Source organism: Kitasatospora sp. NPDC036934 (assembly GCF_055608425.1).
This window is the reverse complement of sequence record NZ_JBVJQR010000007.1, coordinates 303,635-321,472: the sequence shown is the minus strand read 5'-3', so window position 1 is coordinate 321,472 and position 17,838 is coordinate 303,635. Positions and strand designations below refer to the sequence as shown.

The 17,838-nt window shown below is 72.3% G+C and carries 17 protein-coding genes; 8 read left to right on the top strand and 9 right to left on the bottom strand.

Annotation, left to right across the window (positions count from 1 at the left end; genetic code table 11):
- Nucleotides 1-184 precede the first annotated feature (184 nt).
- The gene (locus tag ACZ7BZ_RS13585) at nt 185-802 is read left to right on the top strand and encodes a ScbR family autoregulator-binding transcription factor (protein WP_470358449.1); all 618 of its coding nucleotides are present in this window, start codon (nt 185-187) and stop codon (nt 800-802) included.
- Between the two features lie 61 nt (nt 803-863).
- Here ACZ7BZ_RS13585 and ACZ7BZ_RS13580 read toward each other — a convergent pair whose 3' ends face one another.
- From ACZ7BZ_RS13580 to ACZ7BZ_RS13565, 4 genes are all read right to left on the bottom strand, one after another.
- Complete coding sequence (locus ACZ7BZ_RS13580) at nt 864-1,475, bottom strand: ScbR family autoregulator-binding transcription factor (RefSeq protein WP_380462929.1); 612 nt, start codon at nt 1,473-1,475, stop codon at nt 864-866.
- 279 nt (nt 1,476-1,754) lie between these two features.
- Nucleotides 1,755-1,964: an acyl-CoA carboxylase epsilon subunit gene (locus ACZ7BZ_RS13575; protein WP_470358448.1), complete on the bottom strand. Its 210-nt coding sequence runs from the start codon at nt 1,962-1,964 to the stop codon at nt 1,755-1,757.
- A 91-nt stretch (nt 1,965-2,055) separates the two neighbouring features.
- On the bottom strand, nt 2,056-3,657 hold the full coding sequence (locus ACZ7BZ_RS13570) for an acyl-CoA carboxylase subunit beta (protein ID WP_470358447.1): 1,602 nt from the start codon (nt 3,655-3,657) through the stop codon (nt 2,056-2,058).
- Nucleotides 3,658-4,108: 451 nt separating this feature from the next.
- Entirely contained in the window at nt 4,109-4,594 is a 486-nt protein-coding gene (locus ACZ7BZ_RS13565) for a PLD nuclease N-terminal domain-containing protein (RefSeq protein ID WP_470358446.1), read from the bottom strand.
- A 93-nt stretch (nt 4,595-4,687) separates the two neighbouring features.
- On the opposite strand from ACZ7BZ_RS13565, the gene ACZ7BZ_RS13560 reads away from it, so the two are divergent.
- Together ACZ7BZ_RS13560 and mqnP are read left to right on the top strand one after the other, a co-directional pair.
- Nucleotides 4,688-6,145, top strand: coding sequence for a menaquinone biosynthesis decarboxylase (locus ACZ7BZ_RS13560; RefSeq protein WP_470358445.1), 1,458 nt, complete (start codon nt 4,688-4,690; stop codon nt 6,143-6,145).
- Nucleotides 6,133-7,038 (top strand): menaquinone biosynthesis prenyltransferase MqnP, encoded by a 906-nt coding sequence (gene mqnP / locus ACZ7BZ_RS13555; RefSeq protein WP_470358469.1) that lies wholly within the window; start codon nt 6,133-6,135, stop codon nt 7,036-7,038. The genes ACZ7BZ_RS13560 and mqnP overlap by 13 nt, the downstream gene beginning before the upstream one ends.
- Nucleotides 7,039-7,111: 73 nt before the next feature.
- On the opposite strand, the gene ACZ7BZ_RS13550 is transcribed toward mqnP, so the two are convergent.
- A complete protein-coding gene (locus ACZ7BZ_RS13550) occupies nt 7,112-7,867 on the bottom strand; it encodes an alpha/beta fold hydrolase (protein WP_470358444.1) in 756 nt (251 codons plus the stop codon).
- Nucleotides 7,868-7,970: 103 nt separating this feature from the next.
- On the bottom strand, nt 7,971-9,197 hold the full coding sequence (locus ACZ7BZ_RS13545) for an FAD-dependent oxidoreductase (protein ID WP_470358443.1): 1,227 nt from the start codon (nt 9,195-9,197) through the stop codon (nt 7,971-7,973).
- Between the two features lie 97 nt (nt 9,198-9,294).
- On the opposite strand from ACZ7BZ_RS13545, the gene ACZ7BZ_RS13540 reads away from it, so the two are divergent.
- The gene (locus tag ACZ7BZ_RS13540; RefSeq protein WP_470358442.1) at nt 9,295-10,143 is read left to right on the top strand and encodes a TetR/AcrR family transcriptional regulator; all 849 of its coding nucleotides are present in this window, start codon (nt 9,295-9,297) and stop codon (nt 10,141-10,143) included.
- A 143-nt stretch (nt 10,144-10,286) separates the two neighbouring features.
- Here ACZ7BZ_RS13540 and ACZ7BZ_RS13535 read toward each other — a convergent pair whose 3' ends face one another.
- The 3 genes from ACZ7BZ_RS13535 to ACZ7BZ_RS13525 form a co-directional block, all read right to left on the bottom strand.
- A complete protein-coding gene (locus tag ACZ7BZ_RS13535) occupies nt 10,287-12,296 on the bottom strand; it encodes a hypothetical protein (protein WP_470358441.1) in 2,010 nt (669 codons plus the stop codon).
- A 278-nt stretch (nt 12,297-12,574) separates the two neighbouring features.
- Nucleotides 12,575-13,291, bottom strand: a complete 717-nt coding sequence (locus ACZ7BZ_RS13530) for an MOSC domain-containing protein (RefSeq protein WP_470358440.1) — start codon at nt 13,289-13,291, stop codon at nt 12,575-12,577.
- Between the two features lie 99 nt (nt 13,292-13,390).
- On the bottom strand, nt 13,391-14,137 hold the full coding sequence (locus tag ACZ7BZ_RS13525) for a cyclase family protein (protein ID WP_470358439.1): 747 nt from the start codon (nt 14,135-14,137) through the stop codon (nt 13,391-13,393).
- A gap of 91 nt (nt 14,138-14,228) precedes the next feature.
- On the opposite strand from ACZ7BZ_RS13525, the gene ACZ7BZ_RS13520 reads away from it, so the two are divergent.
- The 4 genes from ACZ7BZ_RS13520 (at nt 14,229) to mqnE (ending at nt 17,778) form a co-directional block, all read left to right on the top strand.
- Nucleotides 14,229-14,903 carry a UbiX family flavin prenyltransferase gene (locus ACZ7BZ_RS13520; protein WP_380460427.1) on the top strand — a complete coding sequence of 225 codons (675 nt, stop codon included), beginning with the start codon at nt 14,229-14,231 and terminating at the stop codon, nt 14,901-14,903.
- 118 nt (nt 14,904-15,021) lie between these two features.
- On the top strand, nt 15,022-15,480 hold the full coding sequence (locus ACZ7BZ_RS13515) for an Lrp/AsnC family transcriptional regulator (RefSeq protein WP_380460425.1): 459 nt from the start codon (nt 15,022-15,024) through the stop codon (nt 15,478-15,480).
- Between the two features lie 4 nt (nt 15,481-15,484).
- Nucleotides 15,485-16,492 carry a threonine ammonia-lyase gene (locus tag ACZ7BZ_RS13510; protein ID WP_470358438.1) on the top strand — a complete coding sequence of 336 codons (1,008 nt, stop codon included), beginning with the start codon at nt 15,485-15,487 and terminating at the stop codon, nt 16,490-16,492.
- Between the two features lie 122 nt (nt 16,493-16,614).
- Nucleotides 16,615-17,778 carry an aminofutalosine synthase MqnE gene (mqnE, locus tag ACZ7BZ_RS13505; RefSeq protein ID WP_188305625.1) on the top strand — a complete coding sequence of 388 codons (1,164 nt, stop codon included), beginning with the start codon at nt 16,615-16,617 and terminating at the stop codon, nt 17,776-17,778.
- Nucleotides 17,779-17,838: the final 60 nt, after the last annotated feature.

Here is a 17,838-nt window from a genome sequence, read left to right as displayed (position 1 = left end):
GGGCAGACCTTGGGCGGGGGGAGGTCCCCGCTGGACGGCGGGGTCGACACAGGCGCTAGATTAGATACCAACCATGCGGTTTCGGCCGGTGTCGTCCGCATGCGAGGCGCCGTCTCCGATCGAGGGCGCGCCGACAACGGCCGGGTGGGGCGGGGAGCGCGTCCGGCGGAGTCCGGAGGGGTCAGTGGTCAAGCAGGAACGCGCGGGGCGAACCAGGCAGGCCGTGTTGCTCGCCGCCGCGGACACCTTCGCGGGGGTCGGATTCGAGGCCGCGAGCCTGGTGGACATCAGTCGCCGGGCCGGGGTGAGCAAGGGCGCGCTGTACTTCCACTTCGTCTCCAAGCAGGCCCTGGCCGACGGGGTGCGGGCCGCCGCCGGGCGGGAGATCGGCTCGGCGGCCCTGCGCGTCCTGCGCTCCGAGGGCCGGGCCGTCCAGGGGCTGATCGACTTCTCGTACGAGCTGGCCCGGCTGCTGCGCGAGGACGTGGTGGTGCGGGCCGGCGTCCGGCTCGGCCGCCAGGGCCCGCGCCCGGACGGCGGCCCCGGCGGGCCGGACACCGCCTGGCGCAGCCTCGCCGCGGTCGTCCACCGCCTGCTGGACCGTGCCGAGCAGGCCGGCGAACTGCGCCCGGGGGCGGACCGGCGGGCCTGCGCCGAACTGCTCACCGCGGCGGCGGCCGGCCAGGTGCTGCTGGCCGCCGAGGAGCCCGGCCGACCGGCGCCGGAGGCCGTCCGGCGGCTCTGGACGGCCGCGCTGCCGGCCCTGGTGCGGCCGGCGGACTGCGTCGGCTACCGGGTCTGAACTCCGGGGGGGGGGAGGGGCTCAGCCCCGCTCGGCGACGCTCAGCCCCGCTCGGCGACGCTCAGCCGCGCTCGGCGACGCTCAGCCGGGCGAGCGCGTGCGGCTGGACCAGCCCCGGGAGGATCAGCGTCCAGAGGTCGGCCATCCGCTGGATCAGGTCCCGCCGCTCGGCCAGCACCTGGGAGCTCAGCTGGATCCCGGTCACCGCACCGGTGATCACCCCGGAGGCAGCGGCCAGGTCGACCCCCGGGTGGAGGTCCCCGGCCTCCCGGGCGCGCTCCAGCAGCGCCCGGACGAGGTCCATCCAGCCCTGGTAGGCGGCGATCTGCGGCTGGGTGAAGCTGCCGTGCTCGATCGTCAGCCGGATGCTGCCGCGCACCAGCGGGTCCTCCTGGAGCGCGCGGGCGAACGCGTACCCGAGGTCGATCAGGGTCTGCACCGGGCTGTCCGAGGAGGGCTCCCAGGAGGCGATCCAGGCGCCCTGGCCCTCGATCACGGCGAGCGCCAGCTCCTCCTTGGAGTGGAAGTGGAAGTACAGCGCGCCCTTGGTGACGCCGGCCCGGTCCAGGATCTCGGACATCGTGGCGGCGGCGTAGCCCCGCTCGTCGAACACCTCGGCCGCCGCGAGGAGTACCGCCTGGCGGGTCGCCAGCGCGCGGGCCTGCCTGGCCATCGCAGCCTCCCTGGGAAGTTCTCTACCTCGGCAGCCGTCGATCCTAAGGGGCCGACGGGGCGACGGGCGTGAAACCGTCCGGTAGGTATCCTACCGAGCCGCTCCGGGCCCGGCCGGTCGGCCACGAACGGCGGCTGCCAGCCCCCGGGAACGCTCCGGGAACGCTCCGGGAATGGCCGGGAACGCCCCGCCGGGCCCCCGGGCAGCCCGACGGCCGGTCACCCGGAAGGGGTGACCGGCCGTCGGGGCCTGTCTCTCGGGCCCGGTGGCCCGGAGCCGTCAGGCGGCCTGCTGCCAGCTGACCGGCGAGTAGTACGCCGGGCGGCGCTCCAGGCGCTGCCAGCTGGCGATCGGCTCGATCTGTGCGGTGGCGGCGGCCTGCTGCGCGACGGCGGCGCGAGCCGCCAGAACGGCGGTGAGGGCGGCGAGTTCCTCGTCGGAGAGGCTGCCGCGGACGATGCGGACGAGGGGTTCGGCGGAAGCGGTCATGTCCTGGTTTCTCCCCCGGTTGCTGTGGTGTGTGGTGGCGCTGGTGGTGCCTGGTGCTGCCCGGTGCGGTCCGCTGTGGCGAACCGCACCGCTACATCGGCGGGTTGCCGTGCTTGCGGCTGGGCAGGTCGGCGTGCTTGGTACGGAGCATCGCCAGGGCGGAGGCGATCACCTGGCGGGTTTCGGCCGGGTCGATGACGTCGTCCACGAGGCCGCGCTCGGCCGCGTAGTACGGGTGCATCAGCTCGTTCTTGTATTCCTTGATCTTCTGGGCGCGCATGGCGTCCGGGTCCTCGGCGCCGTTGATCTCGCGGCGGAAGATGACGTTGGCGGCGCCCTCGGCACCCATCACCGCGATCTCGTTGGTGGGCCAGGCGTAGGACAGGTCCGCACCGATGGAGCGGGAGTCCATCACGATGTAGGCGCCGCCGTAGGCCTTGCGCAGGATCAGCGAGATGCGCGGCACGGTGGCGTTGCAGTACGCGTACAGCAGCTTGGCGCCGTGCCGGATGATGCCGCCGTGCTCCTGGTCGACGCCGGGCAGGAAGCCCGGCACGTCCAGCATGGTGACCAGCGGGATGTTGAAGGCGTCGCACATCTGGACGAAGCGCGCGGCCTTCTCGCTGGCGTTGATGTCCAGCACGCCGGCCAGCGACTGCGGCTGGTTGGCGATGATGCCGGTGACGTGGCCGTCGACCCGCGCCAGCACGCACAGCACGTTGGTGGCCCAGCGCTCGTGGACCTCCAGGTACTCGCCGTGGTCGACGATCTCCTCGATGACCTTGCGCATGTCGTACGGGCGGTTGCCGTCGGCGGGCACCAGGTCCAGCAGGCTGTCGTTGCGGCGCTCGACCGGGTCCTCGCTGACCACGGACGGCGGCATCTCGCGGTTGTTCTGCGGCAGCAGCGACAGGAGGTAGCGGACCTCCTCGATGCAGGACTGCTCGTCGTCGTAGACGAAGTGCGAGACGCCCGAGACACCTGCGTGCACGTCGGCGCCGCCAAGGCCGTTCTGGCTGATCTTCTCGCCGGTGACGGCCTGGACCACGTCCGGGCCGGTGATGAACATCTGCGAGGTCTCGCGGACCATGAAGACGAAGTCGGTCAGCGCGGGGGAGTACGCGGCGCCGCCGGCGCACGGTCCGAGCATCACCGAGATCTGCGGGATGACGCCGGAGGCCTTGGTGTTGCGCTGGAAGATGCCGCCGTAGCCGGCCAGGGCGGTGACGCCCTCCTGGATGCGGGCGCCGGCGCCGTCGTTCAGCGAGACCAGCGGGGCGCCGGCCGCGATGGCCATGTCCATGATCTTGTGGATCTTCTGCGCGTGGGCCTCGCCCAGCGCGCCGCCGAAGATCCGGAAGTCGTGCGCGTAGGTGAAGACGGTGCGCCCGTGCACGGTGCCCCAGCCGACGATCACGCCGTCGGTGTGCGGCTTCTTGGCCTCCAGGCCGAAGCCCTGGGCGCGGTGCCGGCGCAGCGGCTCGACCTCGCGGAAGGAGCCCTCGTCCAGCAGCAGGTCGATGCGCTCGCGGGCGGTCAGCTTGCCCTTCGCGTGCTGGGCCTCCGTGGCCTTCTCGCTCGGGCCGCGACGCACCTTCTCGCGGAGCTCGTGGAGCTCGGCGACCCGCCCCTTGGCGTCGACCGGGACCTCGGGGACCTCGCCGCCGACCGGCGCCTCATGCACAACCGTCATCTCGAACCACTCCAAGGGTGAGGGAACTGTCCGACAGCCAACGTCTGCTGTGCCCCCAGCTGCGAATCAACTTCTTCACTTATGACTGTACGAGGGGCCGTGCGCTGGTTTCGGCGTCGATTCCGTACAAGGTCGAGTTCGTTTAGCTGTCAGGCCTGTACAGAAGCGGTCGGCTCGAAGGCGGTGCGCTCGGTGTCCGTTCGAATACTGGGAGTTGTCGGGCAGATGATGGTCTGATGATCTGGGCATGAAGAAAAGCGCAGGTCAGGACCGTCTCGCAGCACTGTAGGGCGGCCGTCTAGGGTACGGCTCAAGCCCCGCTCAATCGCGGTGCCGGGAAGGACCCGATTCGTGCCAGTGGGTTCACAGTCGTAGGGAAGCGCCAAAAAGGCCACAGCCCACCCGAGGTTGCCCGGGTGGGCTGTCCGGGGGAGCGGCCGAACCGCTCCGATCAGCTCTTTCGCCCGTCCTCGGGCTCGTCGCCGCGGCGCAGCTCCTGCTCCCGGCGGCGCAGATCGGCCTCCCATCGCCGGAGCATGTCCTCGTGGTCCTTGTCGCCCTTCTGCAACGACCCGCCCTTCCCGGGCGACTTCCCCGCCGACTCTGCCTCCGGCGACTCGTTCCCCAGCGAGGCCAGGAACTCCGGATCGTCGTCCGGCGCCACCTGCCGCCCGCCGCGCGGGGCGCCGAACCCCGGCCGGCCGTCGTCGGCCTGCCGCCCCGGGCGCCCGTCCGGCGCGCCGGCCCGCAGGAAGCCGCGCTGCCTGCCGGCCACCAGCCAGGCGATCGGGCCGAGCGGCGGGAAGAGCAGCACGACGATCAGCCAGATCGGCTTCGGCAGGTGCTTCACCTCGCCCTCGGGCGTGACCAGGCAGTCGATGAACGCCCAGACCCACAGCGCCAACGGAAGGACGATGGTCAGAAGAATCCTCAGCACGGCTGTGATCTCCCCCAGCGAGGGCGGTGGCGGCGGGCGCCTGCCGGGGCCCTTGACGCAAGCCAGGCTATCGGGTGGCGGATACTGACAGGCATGGCATACGACGATCTCCGCTCGTTTCTCCGGGCCCTCGACCGCGAGGGCGACCTCAAGCGCATCAAGGCGGAGGTGGACCCCCACCTGGAGATCGGCGAGATCGTCGATCGGGTGCAGAAGGCCAAGGGCCCGGCGCTGCTGTTCGAGAACGTCAAGGGCTCGTCGATGCCGCTCGCGATGAACGTCTTCGGCACCGAGCGGCGGCTCGCCAAGTCGCTCGGCCTCAAGGGCCCGGAGGACATCTCGGAGAAGATCGCCGGTCTGCTCAAGCCCGAACTGCCGCAGGGCTTCACCGGGTTCCGGGACGCCTTCGGCAAGCTCGCCTCGATGGCGCACGTCCCGCCCCGGCACGTGAAGGCCGGCGACGCCCCCGTCCAGGAGGTCGTGCTCACCGGTGACGACGTCAACCTGGACGAGCTGCCCGCGCTGTTCACCTGGCCGCTGGACGGCGGCTCCTTCTTCAACCTGGGCCTGACCCACACCAAGGACCCGGACACCGGCGTCCGCAACCTCGGCCTGTACCGGCTCCAGCGGCACGACCGCCGCACCATCGGGATGCACTGGCAGATCCACAAGGACAGCCGCAACCACTACGCCGTCGCGGCCAAGCGCGGCGAGCGCCTCCCGGTCGCGATCGCCTTCGGCTGCCCGCCGGCCGTCACCTACGCGGCCACCGCGCCGCTGCCCGGCGACATCGACGAGTACCTGTTCGCCGGCTTCGTCGCGGGCGAGCGGGTCCGGATGGTCGACTGCAAGACCGTCCCGCTGCAGGTCCCGGCCGATGCCGAGGTGGTCCTGGAGGGCTGGCTGGAACCCGGTGAGATGCTCCCCGAGGGCCCGTACGGCGACCACACCGGCTTCTACACCCCGCAGGAGCCGTTCCCGGCGCTGACGATCGACTGCGTGACGATGCGCCGCCGTCCGATCCTGCAGTCCATCGTGGTCGGCCGCCCGCCGACGGAGGACGGCCCGCTGGGCAAGTTCACCGAGCGGTTCTTCCTGCCGCTGCTGAAGATCATCATCCCGGACATCGTCGACTACGACCTGCCCGAGGCCGGCGGCTTCCACAACTGCGTGATCGTCTCGATCGACAAGAAGTACCCCAAGCACGCCCAGAAGACGATGCACGCGATCTGGGGCGCCCACATGATGTCGCTCACCAAGCTGATCATCGTGGTGGACTCCGACTGCGACGTCCACGACTACCAGGAAGTCGCCTGGCGGGCCTTCGGGAACGTCGACTACAGCCGCGACCTCACCGTGGTCGAAGGCCCGGTCGACCACCTCGACCACGCCTCCTACCAACAGTTCTGGGGCGGCAAGGCGGGCATCGACGCCACCCGCAAGCTGCCCGAGGAGGGCTACACCCGGGACGGCGGCTGGCCGGAGATGGTGTCCTCGGACCCGGCGACCGCCGCGCTGGTGTCCCGTCGTTGGAAGGAATACGGGCTGTGAGCACGGCCGCGGTCGAGACCCCGGGGCGCACCAGGGCGTTCCTGCGCCTGGTGATGATCGAGCACTCGGTCTTCGCCCTGCCCTTCGCCTACATCGCCGCGCTGACCGCCATGTTCCTGGCGGACAAGCGGGTGCACTGGGGCCAGTTGTTCGTCGTCACCGTCTGCATGGTCGGCCTGCGCACCTTCGCGATGGCCGCCAACCGGATCATCGACCGCGAGATCGACGCCCGGAACCCGCGCACCGCCGGCCGCGAACTCGTCACCGGCGCGGTCTCGTTGAGGACGGCGTACGTCGGCTCGGCGGTCGCCCTGGTGGTGTTCCTCGGTGCGGCCGCGATGCTCAACCCGCTCTGCCTGGCCCTCGCGCCGGTGGCCGTGGTGCCGATGGTCGTCTACCCGTACGGCAAGCGGTTCACCAACTTCCCGCAGGCGATCCTGGGCCTGGCCCAGGCGATGGGCCCGGTGGGCGCCTGGCTCGCGGTGACCGGCAGCTGGTCCTGGGAGGCCGTGGTCCTCGGCGTCGCGGTCGGCATCTGGATCGGCGGTTTCGACCTGATCTACGCCTGCCAGGACGTCGAGTCCGACCGGGAGCACGGGGTCGGTTCGCCGCCGGCCCGGTTCGGAGTGCCGGCCTCCATCTGGGGCGCCCGGGTCTGCCACCTGCTGACGACGCTGCTGCTCGGCTGGTTCGCGGTGATCACCGACGCCGGCCCGGCGTTCTGGACCGGCCTGGTCGTCGTCGCGGGTGCCTTCGTCTACGAGCACACCATCGTGAAGCCGAACGACCTGTCGAAGCTCAATCGGGCGTTCTTCCAGACGAACAGCTTCGTCGGGGTCTCGCTGTTCTTCTTCGCCCTGGTCGACCTGGTCATCCGCGGCCTCGGAGTCTGACCGCCGTCGTTCCGGTGAGCCCCCGGGGCCCACCGGAACGACGGCGGGTGCTCCACGGCGCCCCCGGTGCGGGTCAGTCGTGCAGGAAGGCCTCCAGCGACGAGGCCAGTGCCACCGGCGTCTCGTACATCGGGTAGTGCCCGCTGCCGTCGATCTCCTCCAACTCGGCGTTGGGGTAGTGCTCCAGCCAGGTCCCCCGCATCACCTCGGCGGTCAGGGCGAGGTCGTGGGCGCCGACGATGACCTTGACCGGGACGGGGTTCCCGCTGATCCGGCGCTCCAGGTCGGCGGTCGTCCAGTCCCGGACGTAACCGTCGAAGGCCTCGGCGGTGGACAGCCGCAGGGACTGGTCGACCATCCGGTCCAGCCAGATCCGGCCGGCCCGCTGCCCGGTGACCAGGTCGAGGATCGCGTACCGCTTCTCCCGGTCCCCGGCGGCGCCGTAGAACAGCGCCTCGCCGGCCTCGTCCAGCGGGTACGCCCCGGCGGGCACCGGCGCCAGGCCGACCAGCTTGCGCACCCGCGGCGGGGCCTCGGCCAGGAGCTGCTGGGCCGCCTTGCCGCCCATCGAGTGGCCGACCACGGAGAAGCGGTCCCAGCCGAGCTGGTCGGCGAGGGCGAGCGCGTCGGCGGCGATCTCGGCGAGGGTGTACGCGCCGGTCACGTCCTTGCGTTCGCCGTAGCCGCGGTAGTCGAGGAAGGCGTAGCTGAAGGCCCGGCCGTCGAGGTAGTCGAGGAAGGGGCCCCAGCCCGCGCTGGTGCCGAACCAGTCGTGCAGGACGAGGACGTGGTGGTCGCCGGTGCCGGTCACGCGGTGAGGGATCGTCATGCCGGGGGTCGTTCCCCGGAAACCACCCGCCCGAACGGCCGGTCCGGGTACCGGCCTTCGCGGCGCGGTGCGGTGCCGGGTGGTACCGCGGCCCCGCGCCGGTTCAGCCCGCCGGACGCCGGGCGAAGGCCGGGGCGTGCTCCGGGCGGGGGCCGTGGGCGATCAGCCGGGAGATGCCGAGCCGGACGGCGGGCACCCGGCGGGACAGGGTGGCGAGGGCGGTAGGCGGCCCGGAGCGGCGGCCGGTCAGCACCGGGGTGAACATCACGCCGTGCAGGACCCGCTGGAACCGCTGCATGACCACGGTCGGAAACCAGCGGCGCCGCTGCACCCGGGCCAGGGCGGCGACGGTCGGCCGACCGCGGCGCAGCGGTTCGGCGAGCAGGGTGGCGGCGGCGACGGCGTCCTGGATGGCGAGGTTGATGCCGACCCCGCCGGCCGGGGACATCGCGTGGGCGGCGTCGCCGATCAGCAGTAAGCCGTCGACGTACCAGCGGTCGAGCCGGTTGAGCTTGACGTCGAGCAGGTGGACGTCGTCCATGGCCGTCAACTGGTCGACCCGGTCGGCGTACTGCGGCAGGATCCCGGCGATCCGGGCGCGGAAGCCCTCGACGCCCTCGGCCCGCAGCCGGGCGTCGGCGCCCTTGGCGTTGAAGTAGGCGATCTGGAAGTACTGGTCGCGGGTGATGCTGAGCGCCAGCTCGCCGTCGCCGAAGCCGGGGACCAGGCTGGGCGGGGCGGCCTGCTCGTGGGCGTGCCGGGGGAGCCGGAACCACCAGACGTCGAAGGGCACCGGGTACTCCTCCGGCACCAGTCCGGCCTCCCTGCGCAGGGTGGAGTGCCGGCCGTCGGCGGCGACGGTGAGCGCGGCGCGCAGCTCGCCCTCCTCGCCGTCCCGGGTGCGGTAGCGGACCCCGACCACCCGGCCGCCCTCGCGGAGCAGCCCGGTCGCCTCGGTGTTCATCCGCACGCTGAAGGTGGGTTCCCGCCGGGCCTCCTCGGCCAGGAAGTTGAGCAGGTCCCACTGCGGCATCATCGCGATGTAGTTGTACGGCGCGGGCAGCCGGTCGTAGGCGCTCAGGGTGACGTCGCCGACGCCGGGCACCCGCACGACCAGGTTGCCGAGCCGGCTCTGCGGCAGGGCGGCGAACTTGCGGCCGAGGCCGAGCTCGTCCATCAGCCGCACGGTGGACGCGTGGACGGTGTCACCGCGGAAGTCGCGCAGGAAGTCGCGGTGCTTCTCCAGCACGGTCACCTCGACACCCGCGCGGGCCAGCATCAGGCCCAGCATCATTCCGGCCGGTCCGCCCCCGGAGACGATCACGCTCATGGCTCTCTCCCCTTCGTTCCTTCGCCGCTCGTGCTTGGAACTTGCTTATAGAGCGTCTCTGGAACCGTCTCAGGTGTCAAGTAGTACGATGTCTCACATGGACGATCTGGTGGCCGCCGCCCTCGCGGCGGCGAAGGAACGGGGGCAGGACGTCGCGGACGTCCCACTGACGGCGATCGCCTCGGCGGCCGGCATCTCGCGCAGCACCCTGCTGCGCCGGCTCGGCGGCTCCCGCGCCCCGCTGGACGAGGCCGTCCGGCGCACCGGCGTCGACCCGGGTGGACGGCCGCCGGTGCGCGAGCGGGCGATCGAGGCGGCGGCCCGACTGGTCGCCGAGCGCGGACTGGCCGGGGTGACCCTGGACGCCGTGGCCGACCGGGCCGGGTGCTCACTGCCCAGCCTGCACACCGTCTTCGAGGGGCGGGACGGCCTGTTCGCCGCCGTCTTCCTCCAGTACGGCCCGCTGCCGGACCTGGAAGCGCTCGCCGCGGACCAGCCGGGGAGCCTGGAGGACACCGTCCGGGCGATCCACCACACCTTCGCAGCGGCCTGGGACAACGAGCCGCGGGTCGTCCCGGCGGTCTTCGCCGACCTGTTCGGCCGCCCGGACGGCCCCGCCGCCCGGATGATGGCGGCCCACCTGCCGCGGATGTTCGACGGCCTCGCCAGTCTGCTGCTGCCGCACGTCCAGGCGGGCCGGCTGCGGCCGCTGCCGCTCCCGGTGCTGGTCCAGCTGCTGCTCGGCCCGCTGGTCAACCACGTGCTGATGAGACCGGTGCTGGAGCCCGCCTTCGGCGCCGCACTGCCACCGCTGGAGGACGTGCTGGACCTGTTCGCCGAGGCCTACCTCCGGGCCGTCACCCTGCCCGGCCCCGGCCCCGGCCCCGGCCCCGGCCCCGGCCCCGGCCCCGGCCCTGGCCCCGAGGGCCCCGGAGACGACTCGTGATCGGCAAGCTGCAGTGCCTGGTCCTCGACTGCCCGGACCCGGTCTGACGCCCCTTCTGCCGGGTCCGCGGCTGGGACGCGCCGAGCCCCGGCTCCCGGATGGTGTCGGGAGCGGGGGCTCGGGTGCTCAGCGGAGCGAAGGGGTCAGGCGCTGCGGCGGCGGCGCGCGAAGAGCACCGCGCCGATGCCGCTGACGAGCAGGCCGGCGGCGGCCGCGAGGCCCGGCAGCACGCCCTCCGAACCGGTGTGGGCGAGCGAGCCGCCCACCGGCTGGGCGGTGTCGATGGTGCCGTCGGTGGTGCCGGTGGTGCCGGTGGTGCCGGAGTCGGTGGTGGAGAAACCGGCCTTGACGGCGGCGCCGGCCGCCGCGGTGGTCAGGTCGACCTGGAAGCCCTGCGGGCCGACGTACGCGTCCATGGCCGGGCCGCCCTCGGCGAGGATGACGCCCGCGTCGACCGGAGTCTTGCCGACGGTGGCGCCGGTGGTGAAGGCCAGCCGGACGTGCTTGGTGACGGAGGCGTTGGCCGCCAGGTTCTTGTCCGCGGTGAGGTGGTACTTCACCGGGCCGCCGGACTGGGGGCTCGGGGTGCCGGTGACGTCCTCCCAGCCGCCGTCGGCCTTCTGCACCTGGAGGGTGCTGTGCTGGTCGGCCAGCAGCACGGGGGAGAGGTTGTCGTAGTCCGACGCGCTGGAGTTGTTCACGGTGACGTCGAACTCGACCGGTGCGCCGCCGATGACGGCGGTCGTCGGCGCGTTCTCGACCTGCACGTCGAGGGCCTTCAGCGCGACGTCCTTGGTGGTCTCGGAGACGACGGTGTGCCCGGCGTCCACGAGCGCGGAGTGGAGCTTGATGGTCCCGCCGGCGGCGGCCCAGTCGTTGTTGACCGGGGTGGCCAGGCGCAGCTGGACGGTCTTGGTGGCACCGGCGGCGACGGTCACGCCCGGGATCTCACCGGCGAAGTCGAAGGTCTTGTCGACCTGGCTGAAGTTCAGCGTGACGGGCTTCCAGGCGCCGTCGGCGTCGCGGTACTCCAGGGTGATGCGGTCCTTCGAGCGGGCGCCCGGGTTGCTGGCGTCCAGCTTCAGCGTGAACGAGGCGTCGGCGCCGCCCGGGTTGGTGACGGTCTCGGTGAACTCGACCGGCTTGCCGCCGTTGCCGACCGACGCCGGCTCCCGCACCGACAGGGTCGGGCCGGAGGCGAGGTCGACCCGGATGAACTGGGGGCCGACGGTGTACTCGCTGTCGCCCTGGTGGAGCACGGCCCACGGGTGGATGAAGTTCACGCCGACCGGGGCGTCGGCGGTGTAGGCCAGGCGGACGTGCCTGCTGAAGGTCTCGTTGGGCGCCATGTCCTGGTCGTCCGCGAGGAAGTAGTCGACCCGGCCCGGCGCGTGGGGAAGGGCGACGGGGGTGATGTTCTGCCAGCTGCCGTCGGCCTTCTGGACCTGGAGGGTGCTGTGCTGGTCGGTCTCCACGATCTTGGAGACGTTGGTGTAGCCGGAGGCGCTGGCGTTGCCGATGACGACGTCGAACTCGACCGGCGCGCCGCCGACGACGGCGGTGGTCGGCGCGTTCTTGACCTGCAGGCTGATGGCCTTGGCGGCGACCTGGTCGGTGCTCTCGGCGAGGACGGCGCCGTTGGCCGCGTCGAGGACGGCGGAGCCGAGCGTGACGGTCGAGTCCACGTTGGACCAGTAGGCGGCGAGCTCGGTGGTGAGCCGCAGCTTGACGGTCTTGGTGGCACCGGCGGCGACGGTCAGGCCGGGGGCGGTGCCGGTGACGGGCTTCCAGGTGCCGTCCGCGTCGCGGTAGTCGACCTTGACGGCGTTCGTCGAGACGGGGCCCGCGCCGCTGGTGCCGATCCGCAGCCGGTACGAGGCCTCGGTGGTGCCGGGGTTGGTGATGGTCTCGGTGAACTCGACCGGCTGGCCGCCGCGCCCGACCGTCGTCGGCGCGTCGACCCGCAGCGACGGCTTGTCGGCGGTGGCCTTGGCGGTCGGCTCGGCGGTCGAGGTGGCGGTCGGCTCGGCGGTGGCGGCGGCCGGGGCGTCGGCGGCATAGGCGGCCGGGGAGGCCACCACGGCGCCGGTGGTGAGCAGCACGCCGAGGGTGGCGGCGGTGAGGACGGCGGAGCGGGAACGACGTGCACGCACAACGGACATTCTGAATACCCCCCAGGGTGTTGCACCGGCGGCGACGTGCCGCTGGCGGATCAGCGCGGTAGTGGTCGGACCCGAGGTCCGGGGTGGTGCTCCCGGTGTGGCCCGCGGTCCGCTCCGGCGGGTTTCCCCCCGCCGCTCACTCACATAGACGCGTCGGGCCCGAAGGGGTTGCAGCTCGGTTCGAAGTTTTTTCCGGAAACCTTTGAGAAGTCCCTGACCTGCGGTTTTCCATTCGAAGGCGGGGTGCCCCGATCCGAAGGCGGGGCACCTCAGTCCAGCACCAGCCGGTCGCCCAGCCGTAGTCGTCCCGGGGCGGCGACCTCGGCGAGGGCGTCGAGGCGGCCGTCGTGGGCGTGCACGATCGCCTTGAGGATCTCGGGTGCGTGCGGCAGCCCCGGCTGGGGGGCGCCGGACATCGCGCAGCGTTCGCTGGAGGTGACGAAGGCGAGCCGGGCGCTGTCCGTCGTCTCGCCGTGGGCCCGGCGGCCGAGCCAGGTGTCCTCGACGAAGGGCGGGGTGCCGGGCGGGGTGCGCAGCACGATGTTGGGGCGGAAGCGGCGTTCGTCGACCATGGCGAAGGGGACGGCCTCACGGACCCAGTCCAGGGTGGCGGTGGTGAGCACGCTGACCGGCAGCCGGTCGACGTGCGGGACGGCGTCCTCGCGGGCGAGTTCGACGTCGTCGCGCTGGAGGTAGGCGCGCAGGAAGGCGGTGGGATGGTCGACGGGGCGGCCGAGCGGGTCGAACAGCTCGGGGCCGTCGATCCGGTGGCCGAGGCGGGCGGAGAGCCGGAGCAGGCCGTCCATCCGGCGGAAGCGGCGGGTGCTCTTGCCGGAGCCGAGCCTTCCGGAAGCGTCGCGGACGGCGTAGAGGCGGTCGCCGGCCAGGCCGCGGAGGTCCACGTCGACGGAGCCGAGCCGCTCGCCGCCGGTGGACTTCACGGGGTAGCGCCAGAGTCGCTCGACCACTCCGATGATCTCAGCCATGGCCGGACAGCCTAGTGGCGCCACCGGAGTTGGTCTAGACCAAGTGCGGGCCTGTGGAGCCCCCCGGCCCCGTCCCCGCCTCGGCTCGCCCCCGGCCGGTCAGCCCAGCCGGGCCACCGCCCGCACCGGAGCCCCGTCCGCCGCCACCAGCCGCAGCGGGAACAGCGAGACCTCCACCGGCCGACCGGCCTCCTGGGCCGCCAGCAGTGCCCGCAGGTCGGTCAGGTTCTCGGCGATCACCCCGCCGCCGCTCGCCCCCAGCAGCACCCGGTGGGCGGCCAGCGTCGACTCCTCGGCCGGGTCGGGCCCGTCGTGCTCGTCGGTGAGGTCGGCGAGCAGCGCGGCCACCGCCGGGTCCTCCGGCCCCGGGTCGGGGGTGGGGTCCACGCTCAGCGCGTCCACGCCGACCGTGCGCACCCCGGCGGCCACGATCGCCTCGGCGGCGGCCGCGGTCAGGCTGGGGTGGGCCAGGTAGGCGTCGGTGCCCCAGTGCCGGGCCCAGCCGGTGGCCAGCAGCAGGACGGTGCCCTCGCCGGAGCGCTCCAGCGCGGGCGCCAGCAGCTCGGGGGTGACGGCCGTCCGGGGCTCCAGTCCGCGCAGGTCGGCGACCACGGCCGGGCCGGTGAACCGCTCCAGCGGCAGCCCGTCCAGGGTCGGCCAGGTGACGTCCACGTGGTACGGCGCGTCCACGTGCGTTCCGGACTGCGAGCCGAGGTGCAGGGCCAGCACGTTCACCCCGGCGGTGGCGGTGGTGAGCGCGGGCTCCAGCAGGACGGCCGGATCGCCGGGGTAGACCGGCATCGCGGTGGTCACCTGATGGGTGAGGTCGACGAGGGTCGCTGCCATGCGCCCATCCTCCCAGGGGGCGCGCCCTACCGGACCCGGTCGTGCCGTGCCCGGGGCGAATCCGCAGGTGGGGCCGGGACAGAATTGACCCATGGGAACTGCGAAGCGTCAGCCGTGGGTGGTCGGGGTCTCGGGAGCGTCGGGGACGCCGTACGCGGCCTCGGTGATCCGGGCGCTGCTCGCCGCCGGTGAGGCGGTGGACCTGATCGTCAGCCGGGCCGCCCGGCTCACCATCCTGGACGAGACCGGCATCTCCTTCCGGGACGCCCACTGGCGCACCGATCTCGCGCGGTGGCTGGGGTCGGCGGAGGGCCTGGACGACGTCCGCTACTGGTCCGCCGGGGACTTCGCGGCCGGCCCGTCCAGCGGCTCGTACCCCGCGAAGGGCATGCTGGTGGTGCCCGCGACCACCGGCGCGGTGGCCGGGATCGCGCTCGGCCTGAGCAAGGACCTGCTGCAGCGGGTGGCCAGCGTCACCCTCAAGGAGCGCCGTCCGCTCGTCGTCTGCGTGCGCGAGACTCCACTCAACGGGGTGACGTTGAAGCACCTGCTGGAGCTCGATGCGCAGGGCGCCGTCGTGCTGCCCGCCTCGCCCGGTTTCTACGCCGGCGGCTCCACCGTGCGCGAACTCGTGGATTTCGTGGCCGGCCGGGTGCTGGACGCGGTCGACGTGCCGCATTCCCTGTACCTGCGCTGGGAGGGCGAGTTGGGCGCGGCGGCCCGCAAACCGGGAGACGCGGAGGCCGCTCGGGCTGAGGGGGAGTAAGGAGACCGAGGGCGGGAGAGTATCTTCTCTGCGATATCCGGGTCGGTCAGCGCATGGCGCCTTGGAATCCGGATAATGATCTGTGGGTCTGGCGAGGTTCGGAAGGACGCGACGGTATATGGACACGGTGGACAGACAGCTCATCCAGGCGCTCCGGGAGAACGGCCGTGCGTCCTACGCCGAGTTGGGTCGGCTGGTCGGACTCTCCGGCCCGAGCGTCACGGACCGCATCAACCGCCTGGAGCAGGCCGGTGTGATCACCGGCTACCGCGCGACGGTCAACCCGGCCTCGCTCGGCTTCGGCGTCACGGCCCTGATCGGCCTTCAGCTCACCGACGCGGCCGACCACGAGGACGTCGCGTTCCGGCTGAAGGACCTCAACGAGGTCGAGGACTGCTGGTTCATCGCGGGTGACGACTCCTACATGCTCAAGGTCCGGGTGGCCGACGTGGCCGGTCTGGAGTCGGTGGTGAAGCGGATCTCGGGCACGAAGGGTGTGGCCCGTACCCGTACCACCGTCGTACTCTCCACCAAGTGGGAGAACCGGGTGAGCGAACTTCCCTTCGTAGGAGAGTGACGAGATGGCACTGGTCGGCCTGGAGGAGCTGCGCGCGGCCCGGCAGCGGATCGCGGGAGTGGTCGTGCGCACCCCGCTGGTCCCCGCCCCCTGGGCGTCCGAGGGCGAGCGGCGGCTCTGGCTGAAGCCGGAGAACCTCCAGCCGACCGGGGCCTTCAAGACCCGCGGCGCGTACAACCGGTTGGCCGCGCTCACCGCGGACGAGCGCGCCCGCGGCGTGGTCGCCCAGTCCAGCGGCAACCACGCGCAGGCGGTCGCCTACGCGGCCCAGCTGCTGGGGATCAAGGCCGTGATCGTGATGCCGGACACCTCGCCGGCGGTGAAGGTGGAGGCCACCCGCTCGTTCGGCGCCGAGGTGATCCTCGTCCCGCCGGGGGAGCGGGACACCCTGCCGGGCGAGCTGGCAGAGCGGCACGGCTTCGTCTGGGTGCCGCCGTATGACGATCCGTTCATCATTGCGGGCCAGGGCACCGTCGGCCTGGAGATCGCCGAGGACGCCCCGGCCGAACTGGACACCGTCCTGGTGCCGGTCAGCGGCGGCGGCCTGATCAGCGGGACGGCGGCCGCGCTCAAGCTCACCCGCCCGGAGGTCCGGGTGATCGGCGTGGAGCCGGAGCTGGCCGCCGACGCGCAGGCGAGCCTGCGCTCCGGGCGCCGGGTGGAGTGGCCGGCCGCCGACACCTACCGGACGATCGCGGACGGGCTGCGCACCCCCTCGGTCGGCGTGCTGCCGTACGAGCACCTCACCACTTACGTGGACGACATCGTCACCGTCACCGAGGACGAGATCCGAGCCACCGTCGCCCTGCTGGCCCGCCGCGGGCGGCTGGTCGCCGAGCCCTCCGGCGCGGTCGCCCCGGCCGCCTACTTCCACCGCGCCGCCGAGACCGGGGGCCGCACGGTGGCCGCCGTGGTCAGCGGCGGCAACATCGACCCGGTCCTGCTCGCGGAGCTGCTGTCCGCCCGCCCCGGGCCGAAGGCCGCGCCGGCGCCGAAAGCGACGAGCGACTAGCGACGGAGGAGCGCCGGAGCGAGGAGCGTCGGCACCGCGTCAGAGCGGTCCGGAGGCGAGCGGGCGAGTGACGTAGGCTCCTTCCGGCAAGGATTCGAATGTCGGAGGAGGCGGGTCACCGCATGGACGCAGGGCTCAAGCGCGAGCTGGAGGCGAAGGTCTACGCGGGTGAGCGGCTGACCCGCGAGGACGGGATCGCGCTCTACGAGAGCGACGACCTGGCCTGGCTGGGCGGGCTGGCCCACCACGTGCGGACGCGGAAGAACGGCGACGTCGTCCACTTCAACGTCAACCGCCACCTCAACATGACCAATGTGTGCAGCGCGTCCTGCGCGTACTGCTCGTTCCAGCGCAAGCCGGGCGAGAAGGACGCCTACACGATGCGCATCGAGGAGGCCGTCCGCCTCGCCAAGGCGATGGAGAGCGAGTCCCTCACCGAGCTGCACATCGTCAACGGCCTGCACCCCACCCTGCCGTGGCGCTACTACCCGCGCTCGCTGCGGGAGCTGAAGGCCGCGCTGCCGAACGTCTCGCTGAAGGCCTTCACCGCCACCGAGATCCACTGGTTCGAGAAGATCAGCGGCCTGTCCGCCGACGAGATCCTGGACGAGCTGATCGACGCCGGCCTGGAGTCGCTGACCGGCGGCGGCGCGGAGATCTTCGACTGGGAGGTCCGCCAGCACATCGTCGACCACGACACCCACTGGGAGGACTGGTCGAGGATCCACCGCCTGGCGCACGCCAAGGGCCTCAAGACGCCCTGCACCATGCTGTACGGACACATCGAGGAGCCCCGCCACCGGGTCGACCACGTGCTGCGGCTGCGCGAGCTGCAGGACGAGACCGGCGGCTTCCAGGTCTTCATCCCGCTGCGCTACCAGCACGACTTCCACGACTCCAAGGACGGCGTCGTGCGCAACAAGCTGATGGCCCGTACCGAGATGGCCACCGGAGCCGAGGCGCTGAAGACCTTCGCGGTCTCCCGGCTGCTCTTCGACAACGTCCCGCACGTCAAGGTCTTCTGGGTGATGCACGGCGTCACCACCGCCCAGCTGGCGCTCAGCCACGGCGCGGACGACATGGACGGCTCGGTGGTCGAGTACAAGATCACCCACGACGCGGACAACTTCGGCACCCCGAACAAGCTGGGCCGCGAGGACCTGCTCGGCCTGATCCGGGACGCCGGCTTCCGCCCGATGGAGCGCAACACCCGCTACGAGGTCATCCGCGAGTACGACGGCCCGGACCTGACGCGCCGCGAGACCCCGCAGGCGATGCGCCTCTGACCTGCGAACTTCCCGCCGCCCGGATCGCCCCCGCGATCCGGGCGGCGGCGTCTTCACGGC